At 43.1% G+C, this 25,562-nt stretch carries 20 protein-coding genes; 14 read left to right on the top strand and 6 right to left on the bottom strand.

Translation table 11 applies throughout. From position 1 onward, the window contains the following. Nucleotides 1-273: 273 nt before the first annotated feature. The 3 genes from amyS (at nucleotide 274) to pulA (ending at nucleotide 8,575) form a co-directional block, all read left to right on the top strand. On the top strand, nucleotides 274-1,797 hold the full coding sequence (gene amyS, locus AWH66_RS20635; protein ID WP_143081572.1) for an alpha-amylase: 1,524 nt from the start codon (nucleotides 274-276) through the stop codon (nucleotides 1,795-1,797). Nucleotides 1,798-2,140: 343 nt separating this feature from the next. Next, nucleotides 2,141-4,450, top strand: coding sequence for a DUF7507 domain-containing protein (locus tag AWH66_RS20640; RefSeq protein WP_063603682.1), 2,310 nt, complete (start codon nucleotides 2,141-2,143; stop codon nucleotides 4,448-4,450). 492 nt (nucleotides 4,451-4,942) lie between these two features. Beyond that, a complete protein-coding gene (gene pulA / locus AWH66_RS20645) occupies nucleotides 4,943-8,575 on the top strand; it encodes a pullulanase-type alpha-1,6-glucosidase (RefSeq protein ID WP_063603742.1) in 3,633 nt (1,210 codons plus the stop codon). 52 nt (nucleotides 8,576-8,627) lie between these two features. Here the strand turns inward: pulA and AWH66_RS20650 are convergent, their stop codons facing one another. Further along, entirely contained in the window at nucleotides 8,628-8,948 is a 321-nt protein-coding gene (locus AWH66_RS20650; RefSeq protein WP_006069660.1) for a heavy metal-binding domain-containing protein, read from the bottom strand. Nucleotides 8,949-9,112: 164 nt separating this feature from the next. Continuing rightward, nucleotides 9,113-9,928 (bottom strand): phosphate ABC transporter substrate-binding protein, encoded by an 816-nt coding sequence (locus AWH66_RS20655; protein WP_063603681.1) that lies wholly within the window; start codon nucleotides 9,926-9,928, stop codon nucleotides 9,113-9,115. A 184-nt stretch (nucleotides 9,929-10,112) separates the two neighbouring features. Here AWH66_RS20655 and AWH66_RS20660 point away from each other — a divergent pair, with 184 nt between their 5' ends. Then, complete coding sequence (locus AWH66_RS20660) at nucleotides 10,113-10,460, top strand: DUF3024 domain-containing protein (RefSeq protein WP_006069662.1); 348 nt, start codon at nucleotides 10,113-10,115, stop codon at nucleotides 10,458-10,460. 82 nt (nucleotides 10,461-10,542) lie between these two features. Here the strand turns inward: AWH66_RS20660 and rnb are convergent, their stop codons facing one another. Then, complete coding sequence (rnb, locus tag AWH66_RS20665; RefSeq protein ID WP_063603680.1) at nucleotides 10,543-12,558, bottom strand: exoribonuclease II; 2,016 nt, start codon at nucleotides 12,556-12,558, stop codon at nucleotides 10,543-10,545. Nucleotides 12,559-12,921: 363 nt separating this feature from the next. Between rnb and AWH66_RS20675 the strand changes: the two genes are divergently transcribed. Both AWH66_RS20675 and AWH66_RS20680 read left to right on the top strand, forming a co-directional pair. Further along, nucleotides 12,922-14,844, top strand: a complete 1,923-nt coding sequence (locus tag AWH66_RS20675) for a DEAD/DEAH box helicase (RefSeq protein WP_063603678.1) — start codon at nucleotides 12,922-12,924, stop codon at nucleotides 14,842-14,844. A 275-nt stretch (nucleotides 14,845-15,119) separates the two neighbouring features. Further along, the gene (locus AWH66_RS20680; RefSeq protein ID WP_063603677.1) at nucleotides 15,120-16,313 is read left to right on the top strand and encodes an acetate/propionate family kinase; all 1,194 of its coding nucleotides are present in this window, start codon (nucleotides 15,120-15,122) and stop codon (nucleotides 16,311-16,313) included. 92 nt (nucleotides 16,314-16,405) lie between these two features. Here AWH66_RS20680 and AWH66_RS20685 read toward each other — a convergent pair whose 3' ends face one another. Next, nucleotides 16,406-17,248, bottom strand: coding sequence for a patatin-like phospholipase family protein (locus AWH66_RS20685; RefSeq protein ID WP_063603676.1), 843 nt, complete (start codon nucleotides 17,246-17,248; stop codon nucleotides 16,406-16,408). Nucleotides 17,249-17,520: 272 nt separating this feature from the next. Here AWH66_RS20685 and AWH66_RS20690 point away from each other — a divergent pair, with 272 nt between their 5' ends. From AWH66_RS20690 to AWH66_RS25760, 3 genes are all read left to right on the top strand, one after another. Then, nucleotides 17,521-18,573: a cysteine synthase A gene (locus tag AWH66_RS20690; protein WP_063603675.1), complete on the top strand. Its 1,053-nt coding sequence runs from the start codon at nucleotides 17,521-17,523 to the stop codon at nucleotides 18,571-18,573. A gap of 566 nt (nucleotides 18,574-19,139) precedes the next feature. Next, on the top strand, nucleotides 19,140-20,087 hold the full coding sequence (locus AWH66_RS20695; protein WP_063603674.1) for a hypothetical protein: 948 nt from the start codon (nucleotides 19,140-19,142) through the stop codon (nucleotides 20,085-20,087). 496 nt (nucleotides 20,088-20,583) lie between these two features. After that, nucleotides 20,584-20,799 carry a hypothetical protein gene (locus AWH66_RS25760; RefSeq protein WP_143081551.1) on the top strand — a complete coding sequence of 72 codons (216 nt, stop codon included), beginning with the start codon at nucleotides 20,584-20,586 and terminating at the stop codon, nucleotides 20,797-20,799. Between the two features lie 48 nt (nucleotides 20,800-20,847). Here the strand turns inward: AWH66_RS25760 and AWH66_RS20705 are convergent, their stop codons facing one another. Then, nucleotides 20,848-21,630 carry a M48 family metallopeptidase gene (locus AWH66_RS20705; protein WP_063603672.1) on the bottom strand — a complete coding sequence of 261 codons (783 nt, stop codon included), beginning with the start codon at nucleotides 21,628-21,630 and terminating at the stop codon, nucleotides 20,848-20,850. A gap of 139 nt (nucleotides 21,631-21,769) precedes the next feature. On the opposite strand from AWH66_RS20705, the gene AWH66_RS20710 reads away from it, so the two are divergent. The 5 genes from AWH66_RS20710 (at nucleotide 21,770) to cutA (ending at nucleotide 24,807) form a co-directional block, all read left to right on the top strand. Beyond that, nucleotides 21,770-22,204, top strand: a complete 435-nt coding sequence (locus AWH66_RS20710) for a hotdog fold thioesterase (RefSeq protein ID WP_063603671.1) — start codon at nucleotides 21,770-21,772, stop codon at nucleotides 22,202-22,204. Continuing rightward, entirely contained in the window at nucleotides 22,201-22,434 is a 234-nt protein-coding gene (locus tag AWH66_RS20715; protein ID WP_063603670.1) for a DUF3389 domain-containing protein, read from the top strand. The genes AWH66_RS20710 and AWH66_RS20715 overlap by 4 nt, the downstream gene beginning before the upstream one ends. Before the next feature lie 63 nt (nucleotides 22,435-22,497). Continuing rightward, on the top strand, nucleotides 22,498-24,219 hold the full coding sequence (locus tag AWH66_RS20720; RefSeq protein WP_063603669.1) for an SgrR family transcriptional regulator: 1,722 nt from the start codon (nucleotides 22,498-22,500) through the stop codon (nucleotides 24,217-24,219). Between the two features lie 4 nt (nucleotides 24,220-24,223). Next, complete coding sequence (locus AWH66_RS20725; protein ID WP_063603668.1) at nucleotides 24,224-24,475, top strand: hypothetical protein; 252 nt, start codon at nucleotides 24,224-24,226, stop codon at nucleotides 24,473-24,475. An 11-nt stretch (nucleotides 24,476-24,486) separates the two neighbouring features. Beyond that, on the top strand, nucleotides 24,487-24,807 hold the full coding sequence (gene cutA, locus AWH66_RS20730) for a divalent-cation tolerance protein CutA (protein WP_063603667.1): 321 nt from the start codon (nucleotides 24,487-24,489) through the stop codon (nucleotides 24,805-24,807). On the opposite strand, the gene AWH66_RS20735 is transcribed toward cutA, so the two are convergent. After that, nucleotides 24,797-25,405, bottom strand: coding sequence for a DUF2238 domain-containing protein (locus AWH66_RS20735; RefSeq protein WP_063603741.1), 609 nt, complete (start codon nucleotides 25,403-25,405; stop codon nucleotides 24,797-24,799). The two genes, cutA and AWH66_RS20735, sit on opposite strands and share 11 nt — an antisense overlap. Between the last annotated feature and the right edge of the window lie 157 nt (nucleotides 25,406-25,562).

Below are 25,562 nucleotides of genomic sequence, written 5' to 3' on the forward strand. Positions count from 1 at the left end.
GGATTGCAAATCCGTGGACCTCGGTTCGACTCCGGGAGGCGCCTCCATATTATCGAAAACCCGTCTCATCGACGGGTTTTTTCGTTTCATCTATAGCTTTATATCCAAGCTGATCATTGCTCATTACCAATATCGTACTTCATCTCAAGATAGTTTTTGACTAATTGTTTTTATTGTTATTTGTTGGGTCGATAACTGCGGGTCGATTCAATAACGGTAGGCTAGTGCCAATGTTAACGTGTCCACAATTGACCCTAACTGTGAGACAACATGATGACAAAATTGAAACACCCTTCTTTTTACCTTCCTTTTGCTTTGTTGCTGAGTACTCCCGCATGGGCTGCACAGAATGGAACTATGATGCAATACTTCCATTGGTATACCCCTAACGATGGCACATTATGGACGCAAGTTGAACATAATGCTCAGGCACTTTCTGAGAATGGAATAACCGCATTGTGGCTTCCTCCAGCATATAAGGGTGCTGGAGGCATCAATGACGTTGGGTACGGCGTATACGATATGTATGATTTAGGTGAATTCGCACAAAAAGATACGGTACGTACAAAGTATGGCACTAAGGATCAATACTTATCTGCGATTGAGGCAGCGCACAAACATAACATTCAGGTTTATGGGGATGTCGTATTTAACCATCGTGGTGGTGCTGATGGGAAGTCATGGGTCGATACAAAGCGAGTGGATTGGAATAACCGAAACGTAGAACTTGGTGATAAGTGGATTGAAGCATGGGTAGAGTTTAATTTTCCGGGAAGAAACGATAAATACTCGGACTTTCACTGGACTTGGTATCACTTTGACGGCGTAGATTGGGATGACGCAGGTAAAGAAAAAGCGATCTTTAAGTTCAAAGGAGAGGGCAAGGCTTGGGACTGGGAAGTCAGCTCGGAGAAAGGCAATTATGACTATTTAATGTATGCAGACCTAGATATGGACCATCCAGAAGTAAAACAAGAGCTTAAGGATTGGGGAGAATGGTATCTCAAGATGACGGCAGTAGATGGTTTTCGAATGGATGCTGTTAAACATATAAAATATCAATACTTGCAAGAGTGGATTGAATACTTGCGCACGAAGACAGGAAAGGAGCTATTTACTGTTGGTGAGTATTGGAACTATGACGTCAATAATTTACATAACTTCATTAGTAAAACATCGGGCAGTATGTCGCTGTTTGATGCACCGTTACATATGAATTTTTATCGAGCCTCCCGATCAGGCGGCAGCTTTGATATGCGTACTATTATGGATGGAACCTTGATGAAGGATAATCCAGTTAAAGCGGTGACCTTAGTAGAAAATCACGACACTCAGCCTTTACAAGCATTGGAATCGCCCGTTGATTGGTGGTTCAAGCCATTAGCGTATGCTTTTATTCTTCTTAGAGAGGAAGGCTATCCTACAATCTTCTACGCGGATTATTACGGTGCGCAGTACAGTGATAAGGGACATCATATAAATATGGCTAAAGTACCTTATCTAGAGCAGTTAGTTCGCCTTCGCAAGGACTATGCGTATGGTAAGCAGCATTCCTATCTTGATCATTGGGATATCATCGGATGGACTCGAGAAGGAAATACTGAACACCCTAATTCTCTGGCTGTCATTATGAGCGATGGTCTTGGTGGAAAGAAATGGATGTACACAGGGTCACCTAGTACCCGTTATACCGATCAACTTGGTATCCGTTCTGAAGATGTATGGACAGATGCGAATGGGTGGGCTGAGTTTCCGGTCAATGGAGATAGTGTTTCAGTTTGGGTGAGTCAGAGATAATTATATTTGCCCATAACATGAAAGTAATGTTTAACCTGTTACTTCGCCTTGGCCAGTGATTATCTGTTGGCTTGATATGTTACACATTGTCCACAGCCGGACGCTTATATTTACACTCCAATTAAAGGCTGAAAACGGTTACCAAGCAGTAGTTTGGTAACCGTTGCCTATGCTGGGCTGTTTCAGCGCGCGTAATACTTTACAACTTTAATCGCCGAACTCTTTATAAAAGACCGAAATATCAATATGTTAAATATTGGTACGTTCCCTGCTATCCCTCAGTCTCAACGCTTGTCGTATTTAGCGTTCCTTCTTAAAACCAAGTGCAACAAAGGAAACCAAGATGAAAAATAATCTCTTGCAGCAATTGCCTTGTAGTGGGGCGGCATTAGCGTTGGGGCTGATGCTAACGGCAACGCCAACTGAGGTGCTCTCTGCTGGCTACGATTTCGGTGATGACTATGAACGTCGGTGTATGGCGGATGCCTACCTATTAAAGCCTGGGAATTCTCTTCCTCAAAATCAACTAAACTGTACCGCCAACGATGTTGAAATCACAAATGTAGTACCTGTAGGCATAAGTGAATGTACTCCCGGCCAAGTGGTTAGCTTTGATGCCGACGTTACAATTCGAACAAATGCGAACGAACGTTACGACACCACATTCTACTTACCCTTAACAAGTCAAAGCCCTAAAGTGGTACAGGGTGGTGCTGAAAACTGCAGCCTTATATTACCTAAGCCAGGAGACAGTGGGGAAATAGCCGATGTCCAACTTGACGGGGACGAGTGTGGCGATATATCTAAAGCGGGTGGTCTTGATGAGTACGTATTAGTGAATGAACGTATTAACATGCTTTGTGTCGATAATGATGATGACGGTAGAGCGGACTTCACCTATTGTGCTGCGTGGGACAATATCAACAGAAACAACTGTACGGTTGACGACAGTAACTTTTCCTCAGGGCAGATTCCTAATACTAAATCCAAATGTAATTGCGATACGTTTAATATTGATCTGTTCATAAGACCAAATCCACCTAGTATTGTTAAGACCTTAGTATCGGATAACAATGTTCCCGAACCTGGGGGAAAATTTGACTACACTGTCTCGTTCACTAATCCAAGTAGCACTGCTTCCTTGTTTATAGCTTCGATGACCGATGAAATATCGGTAGTGCCCGTTGGAAGTGCTCCAGCAGATTATTCTGTTGATCTGCTTTCATCTCCTGTGAGCTCACCTACACAGACAGATCCTGATGGGGCTTATCTTGTTGCCAATACGTGTAATACCCACGCTACTGAAATCATGGCTGGTGCTTCATTAAGTTGCAGTTTCTCTGTTTACATCAAAGATATTGACCTAAATGATACGAACAAAACGGAAGTGTATCGGGATACTGTTAAGATAGGACTTCAGGATAAAAACGAAGAACCAGTAGGAGATGGCAGTACCTGTCCTATATGGGTAAGCTCCCAATCAGGTGATAATTGTAGTGCACCCATCGATGTGACAATCACCAATGTAAAACCAAGCGTCAGTATTGTAAAAGAAGGTAATGTCTCTTCAGTTACCGAGCCGGGTGGCCAAGTGACCTATACCATTACTGTTACTAACACGTCGGCCTACTTTGATTCTCCAGTGACCATCAGCTCGTTTACCGATACTTTGTATGATTTGTCCTCGGGTACAGGAACGTGCAGCACAGGTGCTGTACTGGGAGTTGGAGAACAAGCGATTTGTACCTATACAGAAAGTATTGTTGGTAATTTTGGTGATGCTTCCATTCTCAATACGGCAAGTGTAACTATAGCTGACAATGAGAGTGATACCGCAAGTGGGAGCGAGTCTCATTCGGTTGCTGTTCTTAATGTTCCCTCTAGTATATCCCTGCTAAAAGAGGCCAATCCAACTTCAGTGCCGGAAACAGGTGATGACCCTAGTGTCAAACGCTCTATCGAGTACACCTTTACTATTACCGTCGATAGTAATGGTGTGGATACTGTTTCGTTCAGTTCTTTGTTGGACGATAAGTTTGGAGAGTTAGTTAATGAATGTTTGATCGGTGGAATTACACCGCTTGCTAACTATGTGGCTAATCCTGGTGACGTACTCTCTTGTCAAATTTCTCGAAATTTACAAGGTAATGCAGGGGGGAGCCATACTAATGAAGCAACGGTGAAAGGTACGGATGCTGATGGACAAGCCGTTATGGACGTTGCTACAGCAACGGTCAACTTTACTGATGTGCTTCCAACTGTTGATGTTGCGTTTGCTCCAAGAGTGGTGGTTGTGCTGCAAGTTAAAAATACCAGCATAGAGGATGTGACATTCCAAGGTTTAACCTTGTTTGGTCAAAATGTGTTGAATGCGGATGTAGTGGATGATGGATTTACGTTCAGAAATATTGGTGGCACGTACAACGAAGTCTTTTATCCAGCTTGCCAACTCAACCAGTCAATTACCTACGCTGGCTCGGCGAGTGATACTTACCTTTGTGCATTCGTCATAGACTTTACCGCAGGACTGGATGATGTTGACGTTGTCAATTTCAATGCGAACGCGGGTAATGCGGTTCAAGTAACGGTTGAAGATGAACAAGGTAATTCCGCAAACGGTGATATTGATATTCAACTAGTGACTCAGGAGTGAGTACGTGTAGAAAACCCCAAAGGCATTGAAGCTTTTGGGGTTTACTAGCTGACTGTTTCCAGCTTGATAACCATTCTGACCAGAGGAGAGTCATTCTGTTAAAAGGTGATTTCCTCCCTAGTGAATGAACATCATTGGAATTCCAACATAACAGCAGAAATGCCGTTCTTTCTTAACGAAGAAAAATAACAAAGAGTGAAAAATAGATCTATCTCTCGTATTGGAGGCTGAATTCTCATCCTATCTCTCTACGCCATCGTCGCTACGCCTGAGAAAAAAAGACCGAAAAATGTGCACTTGTGTGCATATTTTTTGGCGAAAATGGCCATCAACGTGAACACGCTTCAATCAAACCCTTATTTCATCTGATACAAAAACTTAACATGCATTGTTCACATTTTGTTGAGCATCACCTTTCATAGCATAGAGGGCGAACTAACTAATTTACCCTCAATAATAAAAGGTTGAAAAGTGGACGATAATAAACTGAAGATGACAGTGGTAGCTAAGACGCTTATACCATTGATTTCAATAGCACTAATCGCAGGATGCAATACGAATAGCGACTCTGGAACAAGTGCTGGTGGCAATAGTGGAGATGTGGACGGTTTGTACAAGGCTGGCGAGAATGAAGTCGTCATCTACTATAAACGTGACTTAGCGGCTCAATCAGGTGATCCGTACGCTGGTTGGGGGTTACATCTATGGAATGGTGAAGGGTGTGAAAGTACTGACCTAGAAGCAATGAACATTGGTGATGGTGGAACGAACTGGGATGCACCATTTGGTTATACAGGGGTAAGCTCTACCTATGGCGCTTATTATGTTTTGAAGGTGAACCCAGATGCATCAGACCCTCACGAATGTATGAACTTTATACTGCACAATGGAGATGAGAAAGCCTTTGGTAGTGGAAATCACAAGGTTCAACTACGTCAACTTGATGACAGTAAGGGGTTATTTGGTTTCCATGGTAGCAGCCAAATTTATTACGTTCCTACTGCGGAGAGACCGGTCGCGATCGATGGGCGGGCCGCTCACTGGTTAGATGGCGCCACAATTGGTTGGGAGGCTGCTTCGACAGCAGATAAAGTGGTTCTGTTCTACAGTGAAGACGGCAGTATCACAATGAATGATGATAAGTCTATTCATGGGCAAGATGGACACGTTGAACTCATCATTTCTGGTGAGCTACCAGAGGCACTCAAAGATCGCTACAAGCACCTAGCTAGCTTAACTGCCCTTAACATCGATGTGAATGCGGAGACACGACACACACTTTTGAAAAACCAACTTGTGATAGCTGCATTTAACAAGAGTAATGAAATCATTGCCGCCACTGAGCTTCAAACAGCAGGAGTTCTTGACTCTGTATTTGCCTCAAAAGATGGGGGTAACGCAATTGCGCAAACGCTTGGTGCTGTTGTTGAAGGAAGTGATGTGACGTTTAAACTCTGGGCACCAACAGCAATGTCAGTGTCGGTAGAAGTTTATAATGAAGATAAGACCCTAGATAGTGTATATCCAATGGCCGAAGATGCGGACACTGGTATATGGTCCTCGAATGGAGTCAGTGGCGTACTGAATAAGTTCTATCGTTATGACGTTAAGGTGTACCATCCAACGACGGGTAAAGTGGAGCAGCGATTAGTAACTGACCCATATTCACTTAGCGTGTCCGCAAATTCTCTATATTCTCAAGTTGTAGATCTCGATGATACGTTATTAATGCCTGAAGGTTGGAATGACGAATCATATTCTCGTCCTCAATTAGATAAAGCTGAGGATCATGTCCTTTACGAATCTCACATACGTGATTTTAGCTTTAGTGATTCTAGAGGAACGGAGGCATTGAATGGCAAGTATTTAGCACTAACCGAAGATACTCGAGAGTCGGTAACTCATCTAAAGTCATTGCAACAAGCGGGTTTAACAACTTTGCATGTATTACCTGTGTTTGATATTGCGACAGTTGATGAAGTCTATAGAGTTGATATTACCGATACGGTCGGTGAACTATGTGCTCTTAATGCTAAAGCTGCGGTTTGTTCTACAGCAGATAGTGGGCTGGTCATTGAAGATCTATTGCAAAGCTATGACCCAGCAAGTGCGAACGCACAGTCTTTGATGAATGACCTGCGCATGTATGACAGTTTTAACTGGGGCTATGATCCATTCCATTACACGGTTCCTGAAGGTAGTTACGCTACCGACGCTGAAGGCTCACTAAGAATCAAAGAGTTCCGTCAAATGGTAAAAGCGACTCATGATATGGGACTAAAGTTCGTCATGGATGTCGTATATAACCACACCAATGCCTCTGGAGTAAACGATAAGTCGGTGTTGGATAAAATTGTTCCTGGGTATTATCACAGGCTTAATACCAATTCCGGAGGTGTAGAAAACTCGACCTGTTGTGACAATACTGCGACGGAAAACTTGATGATGGGTAAGCTAATGGTTGATTCATTATTAGTTTGGGCTGATGACTATAAAGTCGATGGCTTCCGTTTTGACCTTATGGGGCACCAACCAAAAGACTTGATGGTTTATGCCTTAGAGAAAGTGAAAGCGATTGATCCCGATACTATTTTCTATGGTGAAGGTTGGGACTTTGGTGAAGTTTCTAATCACGCCCGATTTGAGCAAGCCACACAGCTAGCGATGGCAGGTACGGAAATTGGCACTTTCTCTGATCGATTACGTGACGCAGTACGTGGTGGTAGTCCTTTTGATGGCGGCGTTAACAGCGATGGTCGCCATGCACTGAGGTTTAATCAAGGGTTTGGTAATGCGGCTTACCCTAATGAAGAGGTAATCGAATCAGCTGAAACGACAAACGATAGACTTCACAATCAAGATATCGTTCGTTTAGGTATGGCGGGCAATTTGGCTGACTATGTTCTCTTAGATTATACTGGCGAGACTAAACGTGGTAAAGACGTGGATTATAATGGCGCTCCGGCAGGCTATACCAAGTTCCCATCGGAGAATATCTCCTACGTATCGAAGCATGATAACCAAACACTTTGGGACAACAACGCCTACAAGATTGCGACAGGGATAGATTCGGCGAAGCGAGCTAGAATGCAGACTGTATCGCTTTCAACCGTGATGTTAGGGCAGGGTATTCCATTTATTCACATGGGCTCAGAGCTACTGCGATCTAAGTCTATGCAACGAGATTCCTATGACTCAGGTGATTGGTATAACCGCGTTCGTTTCGATGGTTCAGACAACAACTGGAATGTTGGTTTACCTCGAGAAGACAAAGATGGCGCTAACTGGGATTTGATCAGAAAAATCATAGCCGACTCTAGTGCCAAACCCTCTCAAACGGACATTGAGCTAACCAAACAACAATTCTTAGAGTTACTTAAAATTAGAAGTAGTAGTGAGCTGTTCCGCTTAGATAGTGCTGAAGAGGTCATGAAACGAGTCGATTTCCGCAACGTTGGTCAGGGTCAAACACAAGGTTTAATTGTCATGACGATTGATGATGGAACCAGCGCAGGCGCTGAGCTTGATTCTGCATATGATGCAGCGGTGGTTATGGTTAACTCTACGGCATTTACTAAGGACTTCAAGATTGAAGGGACTAGCGGTTTTGAGCTGCATCCGGTTCAAAAATCGTCTTATGATAGAGAAGTGAAAGCAGCCTCATTTAGTAATGAAACCTTCTCTGTACCAGCATTGACAACCGCTGTCTTTGTACTTCCTCAAGGTGAGAGCCAGGGTGTAGGCTTGCCAATAGACAACAGTAATAAAGATGTATCTAGTATCGCACCATTCGGAAATACGGAACTTTACTTACGTGGTTCGATCACGACATGGGATGCCCCAGCGGAAAATTCCAAGGCTAAGTTTAGTTATATTGCCAATAATATTTACCAGTTGGATATATCGGTACAAGCGGGAAGTTTTAATATGAAGGTCGCCGATGTGTCTTGGAACGCAGAGACAAATTTTGGTGGCAAAGTAAGTATTACTTTGGGTGATGCAAACACTCTTACTGCAGGTAGCAATGATAATGTCACTATAAATATCGCTGAAGAGGGAAACTATCGTTTCAAGTTGGATGCAACAAATAAAGTTAATCCAACGCTGACTGTGACCAAGCTTTAGTATTTTTAGAGTAACCAAATAAGGCAGCTTTCGCTGCCTTATTTATTCGTCTTTAATCAACAACGACTGCAGTACCACTCGCCGACACCATTAACATACCGTTGCCAGTACCAAGTACCTCATAGTCAAGGTCGACACCTACAACAGCGTTAGCGCCAGCATCTGCGGCTTTTTGTTCTAGTTCTTTTAGGGCGATTTCACGCGCACGTTGTAGCTCTCTCTCATAGGTGCCCGAACGGCCGCCTACAATATCTCGCAGGCCAGCAAACATGTCTTTGAAGACATTAGCACCCAAGATCGCTTCGCCGGCGATCACGCCTTTGTAAGCTACTATACGTTTTCCTTCAACGGTTTGAGTAGTAGTGACAATCATGAATAGACTCCTATTGGGGATAAACCATTTTAGAATAACAACATAGCAGGTTGCGATAACATGGGAAATGGCAGACGTGTCGGAATTATGTATTCAATGATTCCAACCTTGATAGAAACAAAAAAGGGAAAGCAAAGCTTTCCCATATGTATCGATGACTCTGACTACTTTTTAATAGGCGTGTAGCCATACTCTTGGATGAGGGACTGTCCTTCACTAGATAGCACGAAAGAAATGAATTTATCTGCGTCATCATCAATGTCATCTTTCTTGTGTAGCAAAAGGAAAGGGCGCGCGAGCTTGTATTTTCCTTCGGAGATATTCTTGGTGGTTGCTTCCACACCTTCAAACTTAATAGCTTTTACTGAACGGTCGACCGAACCTTCAGAAATGTAACCTACGGCGTGTGGGTTGTTATTAACAATGGTCTTTACCATACTGTTGCTATTTACAACGAGGTTCGTTGGGTTGATATCAGAGACTAGTCTGTCATTGATGATCTGAGTCAAGCCCAATAGACTTTCGAAGCTTGAACGAGTACCTGAAGAGGCCTCACGTGTCACAACAGCAATCTTCTGATCTGGGCCACCAACTTGCTTCCAGTTATTAATTTTCCCTTTATAGATGTCAAACAACTGTTCGCGAGTGAGGTCTTGAACCGGGTTTGCCAAGTTGACAACAATAGCTAGACCGTCGTAAGCAATGGGAAAAACGTCTAGGCTTTCACTGCTTTCACGCTCTGTAAGATAACGGCTGCTCATACCAATATCCGCTGCCCCTTTTTCCACTAAGGTGATACCCGCTGTACTACCGATTCCTTGAACCGCTATGAACGTGTCGCTGTGTGATGTGTTGTATTGTTCTGCCAAGACATCCATAACACGAGCAACAGATGTAGAACCAGAAATATTGACTTCTTGTGCTGCTACAGTGTTTACAGCAGAGAAGGAGAGTAGAGCGGCTAAAGCGACGCGAAGCATAGAGAAACTCCAATTAAAGTGAGAATTTGCCACATCATATTTCGTTTGTGTGACACTTTTGTGAAGTGAAGTTGCATAGCCAATAAATTAGCGGATAAAAATGGTTACTGTGTGGCGTCGAACGCTAACATATTATCCAAAAAGCAGTTATATTAAACACATAGTCAGCCAAAAGGTGGGGTATATGACACTTATCGAAATGTCACAATGTCGCCTAGAAAGATGTGCCGAAATTGTTTGCAGCAACCGTAACAAGAGTATGCCCGTTGAACTGGGTAAGTCCTTGTTTGAAATGGTTGAGCATGGCGTCTTATTTTCTAAAGCTCATTATCTATTGGACTCAAGTTCTTCCAGTTACACCAGTGTCGTCGTTAAAGTCCTATTCGATTCCAATACTAGAGAATGGTCGATTTTCGTTCCCGATGAAGATGAAGGGGACAACTGGATGCCGTATCCATTCCTTGGTAAAAGTACGGACCTTACCGCGGTGATGAGGGAGATTGAGAAAGATCCTAAAGCGTACTTTTGGTGATGCATGAACGACAAAGCATCATTCATATTAAAAAGGGAGCCCGATGGCTCCCTTTTTGTGTTGTACAGCGAGGTGCTATTGGCTATTTAGCCGTTTTATCGCTTTGATCTGCTGATGCATTTTTAGGTGCATCAGCAAATACTTCAACAGGCTTAGCGATTAAGCTACGTGTTTCTTGATTAACATCGTTCAGTGTCACTTTAAACGTGTCGCCTAGACGATATACGACTTCTTTATCAATAGAAACCGTGCCGTTCTCGTTGTTTCCTTCAATGCGCTCTTTGTTGTCAACGATGAGCGGGTTTGGAATAAACACAGAAGCGCCATTTTCTAGCAAACGGGCACGAATACCAGCTCGATTAATATCAAAGATTTCTGCGGTGAACTGTGTTTGTTTCTTAGGTTCGTCGGCAAGTGTACGAGCATATAGCCAATCACCCACAGTACGCTCAGCAATCTTGTGGTGTTTACGATGTAGAGCAAGCTCTTCACCTAAAGCATCATCTGGCTGTTGCGATGGTTCAGAGCCAAGAATGTAGGCTTTCAACAGACGATGGTTGACCATATCACCATATTTACGAATAGGAGATGTCCACGTCGCGTAAACGTCCAAGCCCATTGCATAATGTGCATCTGGCTGGTTGCTGATTTCACTGTACGCTTGATATTTGCGAATCCGGTTATCTAGGTAGCTTGAATCTAAACCACCAAGATTACGGCGGAGTTGAGCAAATCCCTCAAGAGTTGACAGGTTTTCTTCAGTATAAAGGTTGTCTTCTTTACCTTGGTTGACCAACTCTACAACATCTTTCAGCTTGTCCGCTTTAAAACCAAGGTGAGTATTGAAAACGCCATAGCCGTACGCTTTACTCAGTACACGGCCTGCACAAATGTTGGCCGTAATCATGGACTCTTCTACCAAGCGGTTGGCCACACGGCGCATATCTGCGTGGATAGCCACGACGTCATTGTCTTCACTAAGCTCAAAGCGATAGTCTGGACGGTCAGGGAATACAACGGCGTGTGTCTCGCGCCATTGCGCGCGAACATTGGCAAATTCATTTAGTTCAGTAACCACTTGAGCGATTTCTTCACTTGGTTGCCATTTGTCACAAGTTCCGGTTTCCAACCAATCAGACACATTGTCGTAAGCTAGACGTGCATGAGATTTTATGTTGGCTGCGAAGAATTGAATATCATCTTGAATCACGCCGTCAGCACTTACCGTGACTTTGCAACATATCGCTGGGCGTACTTTATTTTCAATTAACGAGCAGAGATCGTCCGCTAAATCGCGAGGGAGCATTGGGATATTACGTCCTGGAAGGTAGATAGTGAAGCCGCGCTCTCTCGCGACTTTGTCCATATCGTCTTCTGGTGTGATATATGCGGTTGGATCGGCAATAGCAATAGTGAGTTCAAAACTGCCGTTGTCATTTTTCTTTGCATAAAGTGCATCGTCCATGTCTTTTGTTGATTCGCCATCAATAGTGACAAATGGAATGTCTGTTAGGTCGATACGCTCTAGATCGGAATGATCGTTAATTTCCCAGTCTTCAAGGCCTGCTGGTTCAGTCTTTGGTAAATCATTTTGAGCCAACGTAACCCACCAAGGTGCGATTTTGTCATTGGTGTCTGTGATCTTTTCAGTGATTTCTACAAAGAAACCGCCATCGTCTTTCAATGGGTGACGAATTACCTGTGCTACGACCCAGTCACCGTCATTTAAATCATCCGACTTAATGCCTTTCTTAGTCTTGGCTTTAAGTGTGAGCTTTTTAAGAGTAGGGCTGTCAGGAACAACGTTAAGTTTTCCTTTGATAAGTTTAACTCGGCCAATGAATCGAGTGACAGCCTGTTCGATAAGTTCTTGTGGTTCCGCTACTTCTCGGTCTTTTTCAGTACGGATAATTGCAACAACTTTATCTCCGTGCATACATTTCTTCATGTATGGTGGCGGAATAAAGAAACTGTTTTTTGCGTCAACTTCTAGGAAGCCAAACCCTTTTTCAGTTGCTTTAATCGTCCCCTCTTTTTTTGGAAGGGTTTCCTGAATTTGTTGCTTAAGTTGTGCAAGTAACGGATTGTCTTGGAACATGTATCTACTTCTTAACAATGAAAGTGCGGACACTATACCCAAATGCCCGGAATATGCCTAGCCGAAATACGAGTGCGAAGGCTAGGTTTTAGGCGCTTTGCATGTATATTTGATGACGCTTTATACAGAATTTTGTCATCGAGAATAAAATTGTGATGTATTTCAATTTTTTCTGGCTTTTTTTGTGCTTTTAGGGAATAATCCGCCTCCTTGTTTACGTCCCTAGCGGCTTGATGCGATTTGCTACTTATCCGCATCTGAATGGAATCAGCTCTTTAAGGTTTGCTTTAGAAGCAATCTGGATCAGTTTGGAATTGGTAGAGCTCGTGGGACCTTAGTTAATAATTGATAAATGGGATCCCAATGCAAGATTCTTCAATTCAGTTTAGCGATTTAGCGCTGAACGATTCAATCCTTTCTGCTCTTGACGGAATGGGTTTCGTATCTCCAACTCCTATCCAAGCTGCGGCAATTCCGCACTTGTTAGCAGGTAAAGATGCACTAGGTAAAGCTCAAACTGGTACTGGTAAAACAGCTGCATTCTCTCTTCCTCTGCTTAATAAGCTAAACCTTGATCAACGTAAGCCACAAGCTGTAGTGCTTGCGCCTACTCGCGAGCTTGCTATTCAAGTTGCGGCGGAAATGAAAAACCTTGGTAAAAACATCAATGGGTTAAAGGTACTAGAAATCTACGGTGGTGCATCTATCGTCGATCAAATGCGTGCACTTAAAAATGGTGCTCACATTGTTGTTGGTACTCCTGGTCGTGTACAAGACCTTATCAACCGTGACCGTTTACACCTAGACGAAGTACACACTTTCGTTCTTGATGAAGCAGACGAAATGCTTAACATGGGCTTTGTTGATGACGTAACAGAGATCATGGAGCACGCTCCTGAAACAGCACAGCGCGTATTATTCTCTGCGACTATGCCTCCAATGCTTAAGAAGATCGTTGATCGTTTCTTGCGTGAGCCAGAGTATGTTGACGTTGCTGGTAAAAACCACACTGTAGATAAAGTAGAGCAGCAATTCTGGGTTGTTAAAGGCGTAGAAAAAGACGAAGCAATGTCTCGTCTTCTAGAAACAGAAGAAACTGACGCGTCAATCGTATTCGTACGTACTCGTCAAGACACTGAGCGTCTTGCAGACTGGCTATCAGCGCGCGGCTTCAAAGCAGCAGCACTTCACGGTGACATTCCTCAGTCTCTACGTGAGCGCACAGTTGATCACATCAAACAAGGTGTTATCGACATCCTAGTTGCGACTGACGTTGTTGCACGTGGTCTAGACGTTCCACGTATTACACACGTATTTAACTACGACATCCCATTCGATGTTGAGTCTTACATCCACCGTATCGGCCGTACTGGTCGTGCTGGACGTAAAGGTAAAGCGATCCTTCTAGTTCGCACAAACCAAATCCGTATGCTTCGCACTATCGAGCGCGTAACTAAGTCCTCAATGGAAGAAATCCAACTTCCTCTACGTGACAAAGTTGCAGAAGCTCGTCTAGTTAAACTTGGTGAAGAACTTGCTCAAGAAACTGAGCACAAGTCACTTGATAAGTTTGCTGAGCTTGTTGAAAAGCTACAAGAAACTTTAGAAATTGACGCAGCAACACTAGCGGCAATTCTACTTAAGCGCCAACAGGGTAAACGCCCACTATTCTACATTGGTGAAGACCCAATGATCGCGGCTATCGAGCGTGACAAGCAACGTCGCAAAGAGCGTCGTGAAGGTGGTCGTGACGGAGGCCGTGATGGTCGTCGTAGCTTCAACACTGCTGATTGGGATACTTACCAACTGCAAGTAGGTCGCGAGCAAGGTGTTCAGGTTAAAGACATCGTAGGTGCACTTGCGAACGAACTTGGCCTAACAAAAGGTTCTATCGGTGCAATTAAGCTAGATCGTGAGTCAACTTACGTTCAGCTTCCAAAGCAAATGACCTCTGATGTTGCTGGTAAGCTTCGTAAACTGCGCATCCGCCAAAAAGAAGCGGGTGCAGTAGTGGTAGACTTTACTGATTTCCGTGAGCCGCGTGGTCGCCGTGATGGTGGTGGTCGTCGCGATGGTAACCGTGATGGAAATCGCGGTGGATACCGAGGTAATCGTGAAGGCGGTAATCGCGAAGGCGGTGGCTATCGTGGTAACCGTGACGGAAACCGTGAAGGTGGTCGTGGTCGTGATGGCGAGCGTCGTTTTGATCGTAACCGTGGTGGAGACCACCGTGGTAGTCACCGTGGCGAGCGAAGCTTCTCACGCAATCGTCGTGATGAAGCATAATATCGCTTCTACTCAAAAATAGTTGAAAGCCGGGCTCATGCCCGGCTTTTTTGTATGATGAATATGCAACTGGTGCGAACCTGCCCTATAATCAAGGTATGTAATCGATTAAATTCAAGATGTGAATTAAATCGGACCTTGATCATTATCAATAAATATCATTTTGATACAGTTGTTTGTATAAAAGAAAGTTGAAAGATTCAAAAAATATTGAATAATACAAACAAATATTAGGAAGTCGTCTTCCATCAATGCTCAAAACAGGATATCCCCCCATGTCTAATTCGTTTGTTCTCGTGATTAACTCTGGTAGTTCATCTCTGAAATTCGCTGTAATCGACTCAGCAAGTGGTGAAGCAGTTCTGTCTGGTCTTGGAGAGTGCTTTGGCCTTCCTGAATCTCGTATGAGCTGGAAATTTAATGGTGAAAAAACTGAAATCGCTATCGAAGGCGACGACAGTCACCACAAAATTGCGATCAGCAAGCTTGTGGGTTTAACAGATGAACTTGGCCTACAAGAGAACATTGTTGCCGTAGGTCACCGTATTGTTCACGGTGGTGAGAAATTCACTAAGACTGTGCGCATCAACGAAGAAGTAACAGCGGAAATTGAAAAGCTTGCGGATCTTGCTCCACTACATAACCCAGCAGGCGCTATCGGTATCCGAGCAGCGATGGAAGCATTTCCTTCTCTTCCTCAGTTCGCAGTGTTTGACACAGCATTCCACCAAACGATGCCTGAGCGTGCATACACTGGTGCTATTGCTAATGAGCTATACACAGACTACGGCATCCGTCGTTACGGCTTCCACGGCACTAGCCACTATTTTGTAAGCCGCGAAGCCGCCAAGATGATCAATAAACCAATTGAAGAGTCTAGCTTCATTTCAGTACACCTTGGTAACGGTGCTTCTGTATGTGCTATCAATAATGGTGATTCAGTAGATACTTCAATGGGTTTCACTCCATTGTCTGGTCTAATGATGGGTACTCGTTGTGGTGACCTAGACCCAGGTATTATTGAGTACCTTTTGAAAAAGGGCTGGTCACAGGACAAAGTATTTAACGCACTTAACAAAGAGTCAGGCTTCCTAGGTGTTTCTGGCCTAACGAGTGATGCACGTGGCATTCTGGAAGCGATGGAAGAAGGTCATGAAGGCGCAAAACTGGCGTTTCAAGTGTTTACATACCGCGTATCAAAATACATTGCATCTTACCTAGCAGCTTTAGATTCGTTTGATGGCATCATCTTCACTGGTGGTATTGGTGAAAACTCAATGCCAATTCGTAGCGAGATTCTCAACAACCTAAAACTTCTTGGCTTTAAAGAAGATGTGAAGGGCAACGAAGATGCTCGCTTCGGAAACGCTGGCATCATCGGTAAATCTGAGATGCTAGATGCTGTAGCGATGGTTATTCCGACTAACGAAGAGTTTGTAATTGCACAGCAGTCGGTAGAACTACTGTAACCATAATTGAAAACGAATAGTTAAAAGCGAGCTTAGTGCTCGCTTTTTAGTTCTATCTATTGGTTAAATGATAAGCGCAAAGACAACACACGCTATGTATCTTGCTGAACCACTTTGTTTGCCGCTCTTAACCCCATCTGATATCCCGCTTCAAGCTTGTCTTTATTTGTTGTTAGCCGTCCTACAGAAAAGTTATCTTCTGGAGTAATAACGTGAATAGTGCAGTCGGGTGGAGGGTTGTTGATAAACGCCATCGTTTGGTTATATTGGTCTGCGCGGTTGATCATTGCTTCTGCCAGCAGCGGAGTATTTTTCATAAGCCGACGTAGTAGCCAAGGTGCTTTAGGTGGGCGTTTGACATAACCTTGTTTTTGCGACAGAACCACTGTGATGACCTTAGCACCTTTTTTGTATGCCTCAATCACGGGAATTGAATCACCAACTCCTCCATCAATCATCTTTCTTCCATCGATATTTATAGGTGTGCGGTAGGCGACAGGCACTGAGCATGATGCCTTTAGAATCATCTCTAAATTACTTTGTGATCCTAATGTGTATACAGGAGTTCCTGTGTTAACGTCGGTCGTAACAATATGGAAAGGAATAGGCTGCTCGTTAAATGCTTGCATATCATAGGGATAATGTCTCGCAATATGATCCCAGAGCCAGTCAAGATCTAGCCAGTGACCACCCTTAGCAAAGTTATGGAAGTTGATAAATTCTGGGCGACACGAGTAGTCCGCTATGATGGTGTAAGTTCGTCCGCGTTGATTAGACAGCCACGACGCGATATTGGTCGCCCCAGCTGAGACTCCAATACAAAAATCAAAAGGATTATAGTTGTGGTCGATAAAGCCATCTAAAACCCCTGCGGCAAAGATACCTCGCATAGCACCGCCTTCAACGACTAAAGCATGTTTTGTTGTTAGTGACATGAAAAAATGATTCCCTTAGAGTATTTCAGGCGTTTCCCTTGACCCATAGACGTTAGTGATTACAGCGCTGAACACTGAATGGACGAGTGGTCAGATGTGTAATTGCCTTGAGGTAAAATACCAAACTCTGTCGAGCTTCTCTATACAAAAGCGCTTTATAAATACCATCTCCTTTTGTACTTATCTTGACTAAGCAACCCACCTAACTACGCTTATGATAATTAACAATGAAGACACACGCTAAATAAATCAGATAGATAAGTGGAGCCATTATGTCAATTGCCTCTATTGCAAACAATGTCAGTGAACTCATCGGTGACACCGATCTGGTCAGAATTAACAGTCTCTCAGAGATATCCGGTTGCAACATCCTTCTCAAGTGCGAACAACAGAACCCAGGAGGTTCAATAAAAGATAGAGCCGCGCTTCAGTTGGTGACCGATGCCATTGAAGCCGGAAAACTAAAACCAGGTATGACTATAGTAGAAGGAACCGCAGGGAATACCGGCATTGGGCTAGCACTGGTGGCGAAGTCACTTGGTTATAAGATGCTGGTCGTGATGCCAAAAGGGCAAGCGAAAGAAAAAGAAAGGATGATTTCCCTCTATGGTGCCGAACTGTTGCTGGTCGACCCTTGTCCGTTTGCAAACCTTGAACACTTTTACCATACCGCCAAGAGGATAGGTGAGGAGCATGAAGATTATTGGTGGGCCGATCAGTTTGAGAACCTAAGCAATTACCGAGCGCACTATTTAAACACGGGCCCCGAGATATGGAGACAAACCGAAGGCAACATAGACGCATTAGTGTCTGTAGTAGGGACTGGCGGTACAATTGCTGGAAACTCTCACTACCTCTCGCAGCAACAGCCAAATCTGAAAACTTGGTTGGTCGATCCCGATGGCTCAGGTATTCATTCTTTTCTGAAAAACGGAGAATACAGATCTACAGGGAGTTCGTTTACTGAAGGCATAGGTATTATGAGAACGGTAGAGAACTTCAGGCAGGCGAAAATCAATCATGCAATCACTTTACCTGATCAGGACTTAGTGACTATCTCTCGTCTGGTAGCGGAACATGACGGTATAGTTCTTGGCAGTAGCTCGTCACTGAACGTAGCGGGAGCCCTGTACACTGCGGCTAGAATGGGCAAAGGAAAAACAATTGTCACCTTCAGTTGTGACCTGGCGGACCGTTCCTACTCAAAGCTGTACAACGAGGAGTTTCTAAAAGAGAGGGGGATTAAGCTCAATACAGAAACTCTTAAGGAGATATGGACTCGTTACCAAGCTGATGATGACAGCATGGTGGCCGATGTCTCTTGAAGTACTAAAACAAAAAAAGCGAGTCTTAGACTCGCTCTATATCTCTTAATTCACTTCTGTTACAACACTGAATTAGTGTTAGAAATCGCACTAATTCCAGTGGCTAAGAAGCTAACAACCTCTGATTGCATCTCTGCGTGAGGCGCTAAATCACTCAAAATCCCGGTGTCTTGGACCAAAATAAAAGTGAAGTGTTTGTCAACATCACGAAAACGTACAAATGGTGATGTAACTAATAATCAACTCGTGCACTAGGTTGTGTCGTCGTGAGATGAGGAGCCTTAGCAAGAGGAAAGAGCGTAACTTTGGGGCCGTATCAACTCAATGGTTAACATCTTAGTGATAAAAACCTCCATCATACAGATTGTTCCTTAGGTCATAGTTTATTGTAGATTCAAAGGTATAGACAATTAACATTCATGATTCTAATTTATCATCTGAATAAAATATGTCCATGATCTCACCTTTGAAATAAATGTCAGAACAATGTTAGCGTTTGCTTGTTTCTATCTATCGCCAAAGATATGATTGAAACTAAGTAAACTAACAATTAAACGTCAAATATTATGAAGAACATAACAAAGCCAGTATTGCTTCTCTCTGTTTTGCTCCCTTCTGTTTCATTTGCTCAACTGCAACTGTCGCCAGAGGAGTTGGCTAAGAAGAAAGAGATCTATGCAAAATTCGATACCCAAAGTGTCAATATAAAACTCAAACAGTTTTACGATGAAGTTGATATACTGCGATATAATAATGATGCAGTTATTAATGAAATTGGTAACAAGCAAGAAGATATAGAATCCACATATAATTCGTTAGTGAACCTTACAAGTGAAAAAAAAGAAATTAACGAATATCTTATTAATAGACTGCAAAATAACATTACTATTTATAATGAGAGCGTTGCTAAGTTAAATAGCGATACTAATAAAGAAGCTCAACTTGTTAAGAAGATAAAAAATAATGAAGACGAAAAGCAAGCGATAGAAAAGAGCAAAGAGCTAGAACTTGCCAAACTAAAAAAAGACATTGAGACGAGGCTGAAGCAAGATGCTGATAAGGAGAAAAAAGTCTTCTTTGATGGAAAGGTTATCTGCTCAAGTTCAATGACACTAAGTGATTGTTTTAATAAAAATAAAACAAATATTGTTAGTCAGGCTATGAAGTCCACGGTTGGTGAGTACAGGGTTCATGCAACAAAGGTTGAAGATGCTAACCTAAACATTAATGGTACGTTGTCCTATAGCGTTGAAATTACGTATACACAGCCTTTTTCTTTACTTACTATAAAAGAGATAAATAAAGAGCTTGGAATAAGTACTAAAGATATTAAATTGTCCTCGAATAAAGAAGCTACATACTACATTAATGGTAAAAAAGTGGGTGAAGGCAAAGAGATCTTATTTAGAAATTCATATAATTCAAAAGTTATTGTAAAGGCTGTTTATGATAAGAAGTCACAGTCTTCAATTGAGGAATTAGGTCCGGAAAACGACTTATATTATCCATTTTAATATTGGATGATACAGTTTTATTCTTTTAGTTAGTTATACTAAACAACTTTTATAAAGCTATTTATTATAACCAGTTGTGTTGAGCACGTTTGTGCTCGACAACTGCATTTTATAAACTGAGATTACAGATATGGCACTTGATTCATAGTCGTCAAAAAAATGTCAGCGACAAAAAAATAACGCTTTTTGCTTATTTTAGATACTACGTTAAAGGCTCAAGATGAAACACTTTACCGACTCAGTGAGGAAATCTCTGAAAAGAGAAGATTGGTATGCTGCCTTATTAACTGCGCTCACGTTACCCGATATATGTGGCAGACTAGAAAACCCTCAGAAACAACCTAGGGCGAGATATCAAAAGTGGTATCAAATATGGGTTTCTTCGCAGTTAACGGAAAAAACGAATAAACAAACCCGAACAATCTTGCAACTCCGTGGAGAGGAGTTATATGCGCTCAGATGTGCTTTCTTTCATGAAACAGGCAGTAGTTTGGAGATGAGTAAGTCTCTAAAGATGGTGAAAAAATATAGATTCGTCACTCCTCAAGCGTATCGAACGCTGGATGAAAGCAGCATTAAGGAACAAATGGCAATCCCTATCGACACCATTTGTCTTGCTTTAGCGACAGCGACTGATACTTGGTTTGACAACGTAAGAGATAACCCGGTCGTCTTAGAGAGATTAGGCGGCATTCTCAAGGTGCATGGTTAATCAAGCCACCTCTGCAGTATTCATTGAGTTAGAGGTGGCGTGACTCAACTATTTACAGTTAGGTTTAATCGTATCGTAATTTGGTAACGTCGCCGCTTTTGCTCTTAAGTCTGAAATACGTGTATCGTGAGATGGGTGAGTGGACAGAAGTTCTGGTGGTTGACTCCCTCCAGATGCTTTTGCCATGTTCTTCCATAACTCAACACTCTGATTGGGATCAAATCCACTTTCCGCCATTAACTCTAACCCAACGATATCCGCCTCCGACTCTTGAGTTCGACCGTAAGGTAAGATCACCCCATATTGAACCCCAACACCCAAAGCGGCCATCGTTACATCGCGATACTGAGAACCACCAAGTGCAGCGTTGGTAATTTGAAGTCCCGTATTGGCTAACTGTGATTGTGATAAACGTTCGTTACTGTGGTCAGCCAAAACGTGAGCCACCTCATGGCCTATAACTGTAGCGAGTTGGTCTGGGGTTACTGCTACATTCAACAGCCCTGTATAGACTCCGATTTTACCACCAGGTAGTGCGAAGGCATTAACTTGATCGGAATCGAATACGACCACTTCCCATTCGCTGAACTCAGGTTGGGGTGGCACGTGGTCTGTGATAGTTTTTGCGACACATTGAACATAAGCGTTCACTTCTTTATCTTTGCTTACTTTTTGTTCTTTTTTCATCTGCTCAAAAGATTGAGCACCTAATTGACTCATTTGCGCGTCTGAGAACAGAATCAGTTGATTCCGTCCAGTTGGAGACGATGAACATGCTGCAATAGCAGAGGTGATCACTGCTAAGCAGCAAACCTTTGTCCAAGTCTTCATATGTGAGACTCCCTTAGATGTTATCCGTCCCCTAAGTTGGAATAAGAGGAAACGTGTTACCTACATTTTGATATTTGCCATTCGCGTTAACGACAGGCATCATTCTTATAATTAGTTCACCTAAGTATAGGATTTATCGATGAGTATTTGGAAGAAGAATATCTCATTAGAGGCGTTAAATTGCACTTCTAAGAACACGTTAATTGAGCACCTACAAATTGAATATACGGCGTTCACCGATGACACGTTAAGTGCGACGATGCCTGTAAGTAGCATCACTCATCAGCCGTTGGGGATGCTTCATGGCGGTGCATCTGTCGTGTTAGCAGAGACTTTAGGTTCGCTTGCTGCGAACTATTGTGTTGATAATGACCATTACTGTGTCGGATTAGACATCAACGCAAACCACGTACGAGCAATGCGTTCTGGCTTCGTCATAGGCACCGCAAGACCGTTACATCTGGGTGTTTCAACTCAAGTTTGGCAAATCGATATTACCGATGAGAAGCAGAGGTTAGTATGTACCAGTCGTTTAACGATTGCGGTGAAAAAGAACAAAAAGGCTAGCCGATGATCGTCGATTTTTCCCAAGGTAAGGTGATTGTCACGCCACATGAAGTGGTGGTGCGGCTAGCGGTGGGCGGCGTGACTTTGCAAGCCCAAGTAGATGCGTTACAACTTATCGTTCCAGCATGTGTAATTTCTGCTAATGGTGCGGAGTGTAAATGGTCTGTGAAATTAGACAGTGATGCGCAAATTCGTGCTATCTCTGATGAGACTGGTATAGCGATTTTGACACTGTAACTTGCCAAACAAGCTAATAAAGAGGAAACTTATTTCCAAGTCAACGAATGGTATTTCCTCTTTATGAGCAGCCCCCGCCTAAGAAAGCAATTTGAGATTTTATTTGAGCACTTTTCAGGTCAAGACGCTGAAACACAACTAGAAGATGTGACTGGTATTTTGTTCTGTACGAGACGAAATGCCCGGATCGTGCTTAACAAACTCGAAGAAGAAGGGTGGATTGAATGGCACCCAGCGGCAGGGCGAGGAAAGCTCTCTCAACTTATCTTCAAACAGAATCGGAATGATGTGAGCGAAACGCTGGCAAGGCGTTATTTGGAAGAGGGGCGTATTGGTCATGCATTAAATGTGCTCGACAAAGACGCAAGTCGACTATCTAATGTCATTCAAAGCTACTTAGGGGTAACTCAGGCAGACGGTAAACAAGTTATCCGGCTTCCATACTACCGTGCGTTGTCGATGCTTAATCCAACTAAGCCGATGCGCCGTTCTGAAATTCACATAGCACGCCAAGTATTCAGTGGGTTAACTAAATTTGACGAGAATGATGTCCTACAACCGGATATTGCTCACCATTGGCAACAGATCTCTGAAACGCAATGGCGTTTCTACATACGCCCTGGGATTCGCTTTCATAACGGTGAATTGCTCAAAATTGAACACATAATTCAAAGTATTGAAACGTTAAAAGGCGCTAACCTTTATAAACACTTGGACAAAGTGATCTCGCCATCAGCATGGGTCATTGATGTCTACTTTACGCAACCTGACTTTCAAGCTCCGATGCTTTTTGCCGAGAATATGGCCAAGGTATTGCCACCTGAAAGTATGCGAGCGGATGACTTCGATCGATATCCTATTGGTACTGGCCCTTATTGTGTGACGACCAATAATGATAAGCGATTAATTTTATCCGCGTTCGATGGCTACTTTGGTTATCGTCCCCTTTTAGATACGGTGGAAGTATGGGTCATCGACGAAACGCATTCTACATTGGTTTTCCCTACGTTAGCGGATCCGATAGCTGGAGCCCGTTCAGAAGTTCAAGACGACATTGAACTCGACCCTGGCTGTACCTATTTGTTGTTAAATCGCGTGTCTGGCATTGCTAAAGACGATCATTGGGCTCGTTATCTGAGCAAAAAAATCAATTCGTTGGCGATTTTCCGCAAGCTCCCGGAAAAGACCATTGAAGAGCTTGGAATGATTCCCGCGCATGGGCTTAAGCCTGGATGGTACCATCATCCAACGTCTGAGGCACAAGCGCTACAACAGGCTGAGTATGAACACATTGCAGATAAAGAAATTAGAATTGCCTATTACGCTGAGCATCCAACGTTCCCTGAGATTGCTAAGGGCATTGAAGAGTTATTAAAACAAGATGGTATTCGTACTAAGCTGGTACGCTATGGTTTGGATTCTCCGGAATTCGATGATATCGACATATGGATTCGCCCTATGGGTATTGCTAGTAAGCGCGAGGAAGCATTAGCGGGCTGGTTACTTGGTCACAGCGATATCGAACATATGTCTACGCCTGAAGACTTTTACCAATGGTCCAAGATCGTCGAAGATTGGCGTGGAAAATCCAATGAAAAGTTCCCTGCTCAAGAATTGGGTAAGAAACTGATTCAAAGTTATCAAATCATTCCCATGTTTCATTGTTGGCTTGGTATCAGCAAAGACCATTGTGGTAGTTTGCAAAATGCTAAATGCAATGCGTTAGGTTGGTTTGACTTTAGTAAAGTGTGGGTCAAACCAGACGACCTTGAGATAAACAGTTAGTACAATGGCAAAACCTAACAAAAAGGGTCCAGTAAAGACCGTCGACATTTTCTGTTCAAAATGCGGCGTTAAGCTATTTCGATATCGTAAAGGTGGAAAGGGCGCGCTGGTCAAGTGTTTTAAGGAAAGGATCGCTGAAGATTTCACAGAGGAACTTGGTGTTTGCCCCCAGTGTTCGAGTGTTTTCGGCAGGGATACATTAATTCGTGGTACGCCGGCGCTCAAAATGGTTGGTGGAAAAATTCGTATGAAATAGGGAAACAGTCGATGAAATCCAATGCCATAACGGTACTTACTACCGTATCAAATGAACAACAAGCTAATGACTTAATAAGGGTGTTATTAGAGCGTCGTCTCGCAGCATGCATTCAGACACAAAACATCGGTAGTCACTATGTATGGGAAGGGAAAGTCTGTCATGATGAGGAAGTGTTGTTGATTATCAAATCGACTAATGAAGCATACTCGCGTCTAGAACGAACTATTATTGCCAACCATGAGTATGAAGTCCCACAAATTGTTGCTTTACCCATTGAGGCAGGATTTAGACCTTACCTCAATTGGTTAAAACAAAATGTTAAGCCTTAGCTGGTGTTTTCAGAGCAAAAAATATTAATGCTGTGATAGCACCTAGCGTGTCACATAACATGTCTTTTTGTGCATCCCAAATATCTCCTTGCGAACCTAAAAAGGCGATACCCTCATCTCCGCCAGCAATGGCGGCGTACCACCATTCTATGATCTCATAAGCAGCCGCTAGGCTCATTATGGCGAATAGCGCAAACATGATCGCTGGAATTTTACTCATCACTTTATTGCGATAGACATATTCCGCAATAGGAAAGGCGTAAAGCCCAATGGAAAAGTGGGCAACTCTATCAAAGTTGTTTCGCTCAGCGCCAATTAACTGATTGAACCAATCAAAAGGGACTTCGGCGAATGTATACTTAGCTCCTATAGTGTGAAGGACAAGCCAGATGAACATCAAGACGTAAGCAGGTTTGGAAAACTGGAATTTTGCAGACACTAGCCAAATGAGTAACAAGATGGCCACCGCAGGAACAATCTCTGCTACCCATACTGCTCGCGAGCTCGGCGCAATGGCTGAGAAGACAAATACGAGACAATATAAACCGGTAAGAAAGGTGAGAATTGGGCAGTAACGTGTCGAGGTTCTGTAATTCATAATATTTAGTATCTGATGTCGATGTAGTAAGCGTAGTATAACTACAATAAAACACTGTTCAATTGTGATCCGAACAAATTTGGTGATGAATAGCACAAAAAACGCAACCATTTACACAGCTATACAATAGATTCTTTGAAAAAACGCCAACTTTTTT

Source organism: Vibrio barjaei (assembly GCF_001639065.2).
Taxonomy (GTDB): domain Bacteria; phylum Pseudomonadota; class Gammaproteobacteria; order Enterobacterales; family Vibrionaceae; genus Vibrio; species Vibrio barjaei.

Excerpts from the sequence above, each read along its gene's own strand:
- AWH66_RS20655 (WP_063603681.1), bottom strand. The coding sequence starts at position 9,928 with ATGCTTCGCGTCGCTTTAGCCGCTCTACTCTCCTTCTCTGCTGTAAAC.
- AWH66_RS20680 (WP_063603677.1), top strand. The coding sequence starts at position 15,120 with ATGTCTAATTCGTTTGTTCTCGTGATTAACTCTGGTAGTTCATCTCTG.
- AWH66_RS20650 (WP_006069660.1), bottom strand. The coding sequence starts at position 8,948 with ATGATTGTCACTACTACTCAAACCGTTGAAGGAAAACGTATAGTAGCT.
- AWH66_RS20725 (WP_063603668.1), top strand. The coding sequence starts at position 24,224 with ATGGCAAAACCTAACAAAAAGGGTCCAGTAAAGACCGTCGACATTTTC.
- AWH66_RS20710 (WP_063603671.1), top strand. The coding sequence starts at position 21,770 with ATGAGTATTTGGAAGAAGAATATCTCATTAGAGGCGTTAAATTGCACT.
- AWH66_RS25760 (WP_143081551.1), top strand. The coding sequence starts at position 20,584 with ATGAGTAAGTCTCTAAAGATGGTGAAAAAATATAGATTCGTCACTCCT.
- AWH66_RS20715 (WP_063603670.1), top strand. The coding sequence starts at position 22,201 with ATGATCGTCGATTTTTCCCAAGGTAAGGTGATTGTCACGCCACATGAA.
- AWH66_RS20640 (WP_063603682.1), top strand. The coding sequence starts at position 2,141 with ATGAAAAATAATCTCTTGCAGCAATTGCCTTGTAGTGGGGCGGCATTA.
- AWH66_RS20690 (WP_063603675.1), top strand. The coding sequence starts at position 17,521 with ATGTCAATTGCCTCTATTGCAAACAATGTCAGTGAACTCATCGGTGAC.
- pulA (WP_063603742.1), top strand. The coding sequence starts at position 4,943 with ATGACAGTGGTAGCTAAGACGCTTATACCATTGATTTCAATAGCACTA.
- AWH66_RS20685 (WP_063603676.1), bottom strand. The coding sequence starts at position 17,248 with ATGTCACTAACAACAAAACATGCTTTAGTCGTTGAAGGCGGTGCTATG.
- rnb (WP_063603680.1), bottom strand. The coding sequence starts at position 12,558 with ATGTTCCAAGACAATCCGTTACTTGCACAACTTAAGCAACAAATTCAG.
- AWH66_RS20705 (WP_063603672.1), bottom strand. The coding sequence starts at position 21,630 with ATGAAGACTTGGACAAAGGTTTGCTGCTTAGCAGTGATCACCTCTGCT.
- cutA (WP_063603667.1), top strand. The coding sequence starts at position 24,487 with ATGAAATCCAATGCCATAACGGTACTTACTACCGTATCAAATGAACAA.
- AWH66_RS20695 (WP_063603674.1), top strand. The coding sequence starts at position 19,140 with ATGAAGAACATAACAAAGCCAGTATTGCTTCTCTCTGTTTTGCTCCCT.
- amyS (WP_143081572.1), top strand. The coding sequence starts at position 274 with ATGACAAAATTGAAACACCCTTCTTTTTACCTTCCTTTTGCTTTGTTG.
- AWH66_RS20735 (WP_063603741.1), bottom strand. The coding sequence starts at position 25,405 with ATGAATTACAGAACCTCGACACGTTACTGCCCAATTCTCACCTTTCTT.
- AWH66_RS20660 (WP_006069662.1), top strand. The coding sequence starts at position 10,113 with ATGACACTTATCGAAATGTCACAATGTCGCCTAGAAAGATGTGCCGAA.
- AWH66_RS20720 (WP_063603669.1), top strand. The coding sequence starts at position 22,498 with ATGAGCAGCCCCCGCCTAAGAAAGCAATTTGAGATTTTATTTGAGCAC.
- AWH66_RS20675 (WP_063603678.1), top strand. The coding sequence starts at position 12,922 with ATGCAAGATTCTTCAATTCAGTTTAGCGATTTAGCGCTGAACGATTCA.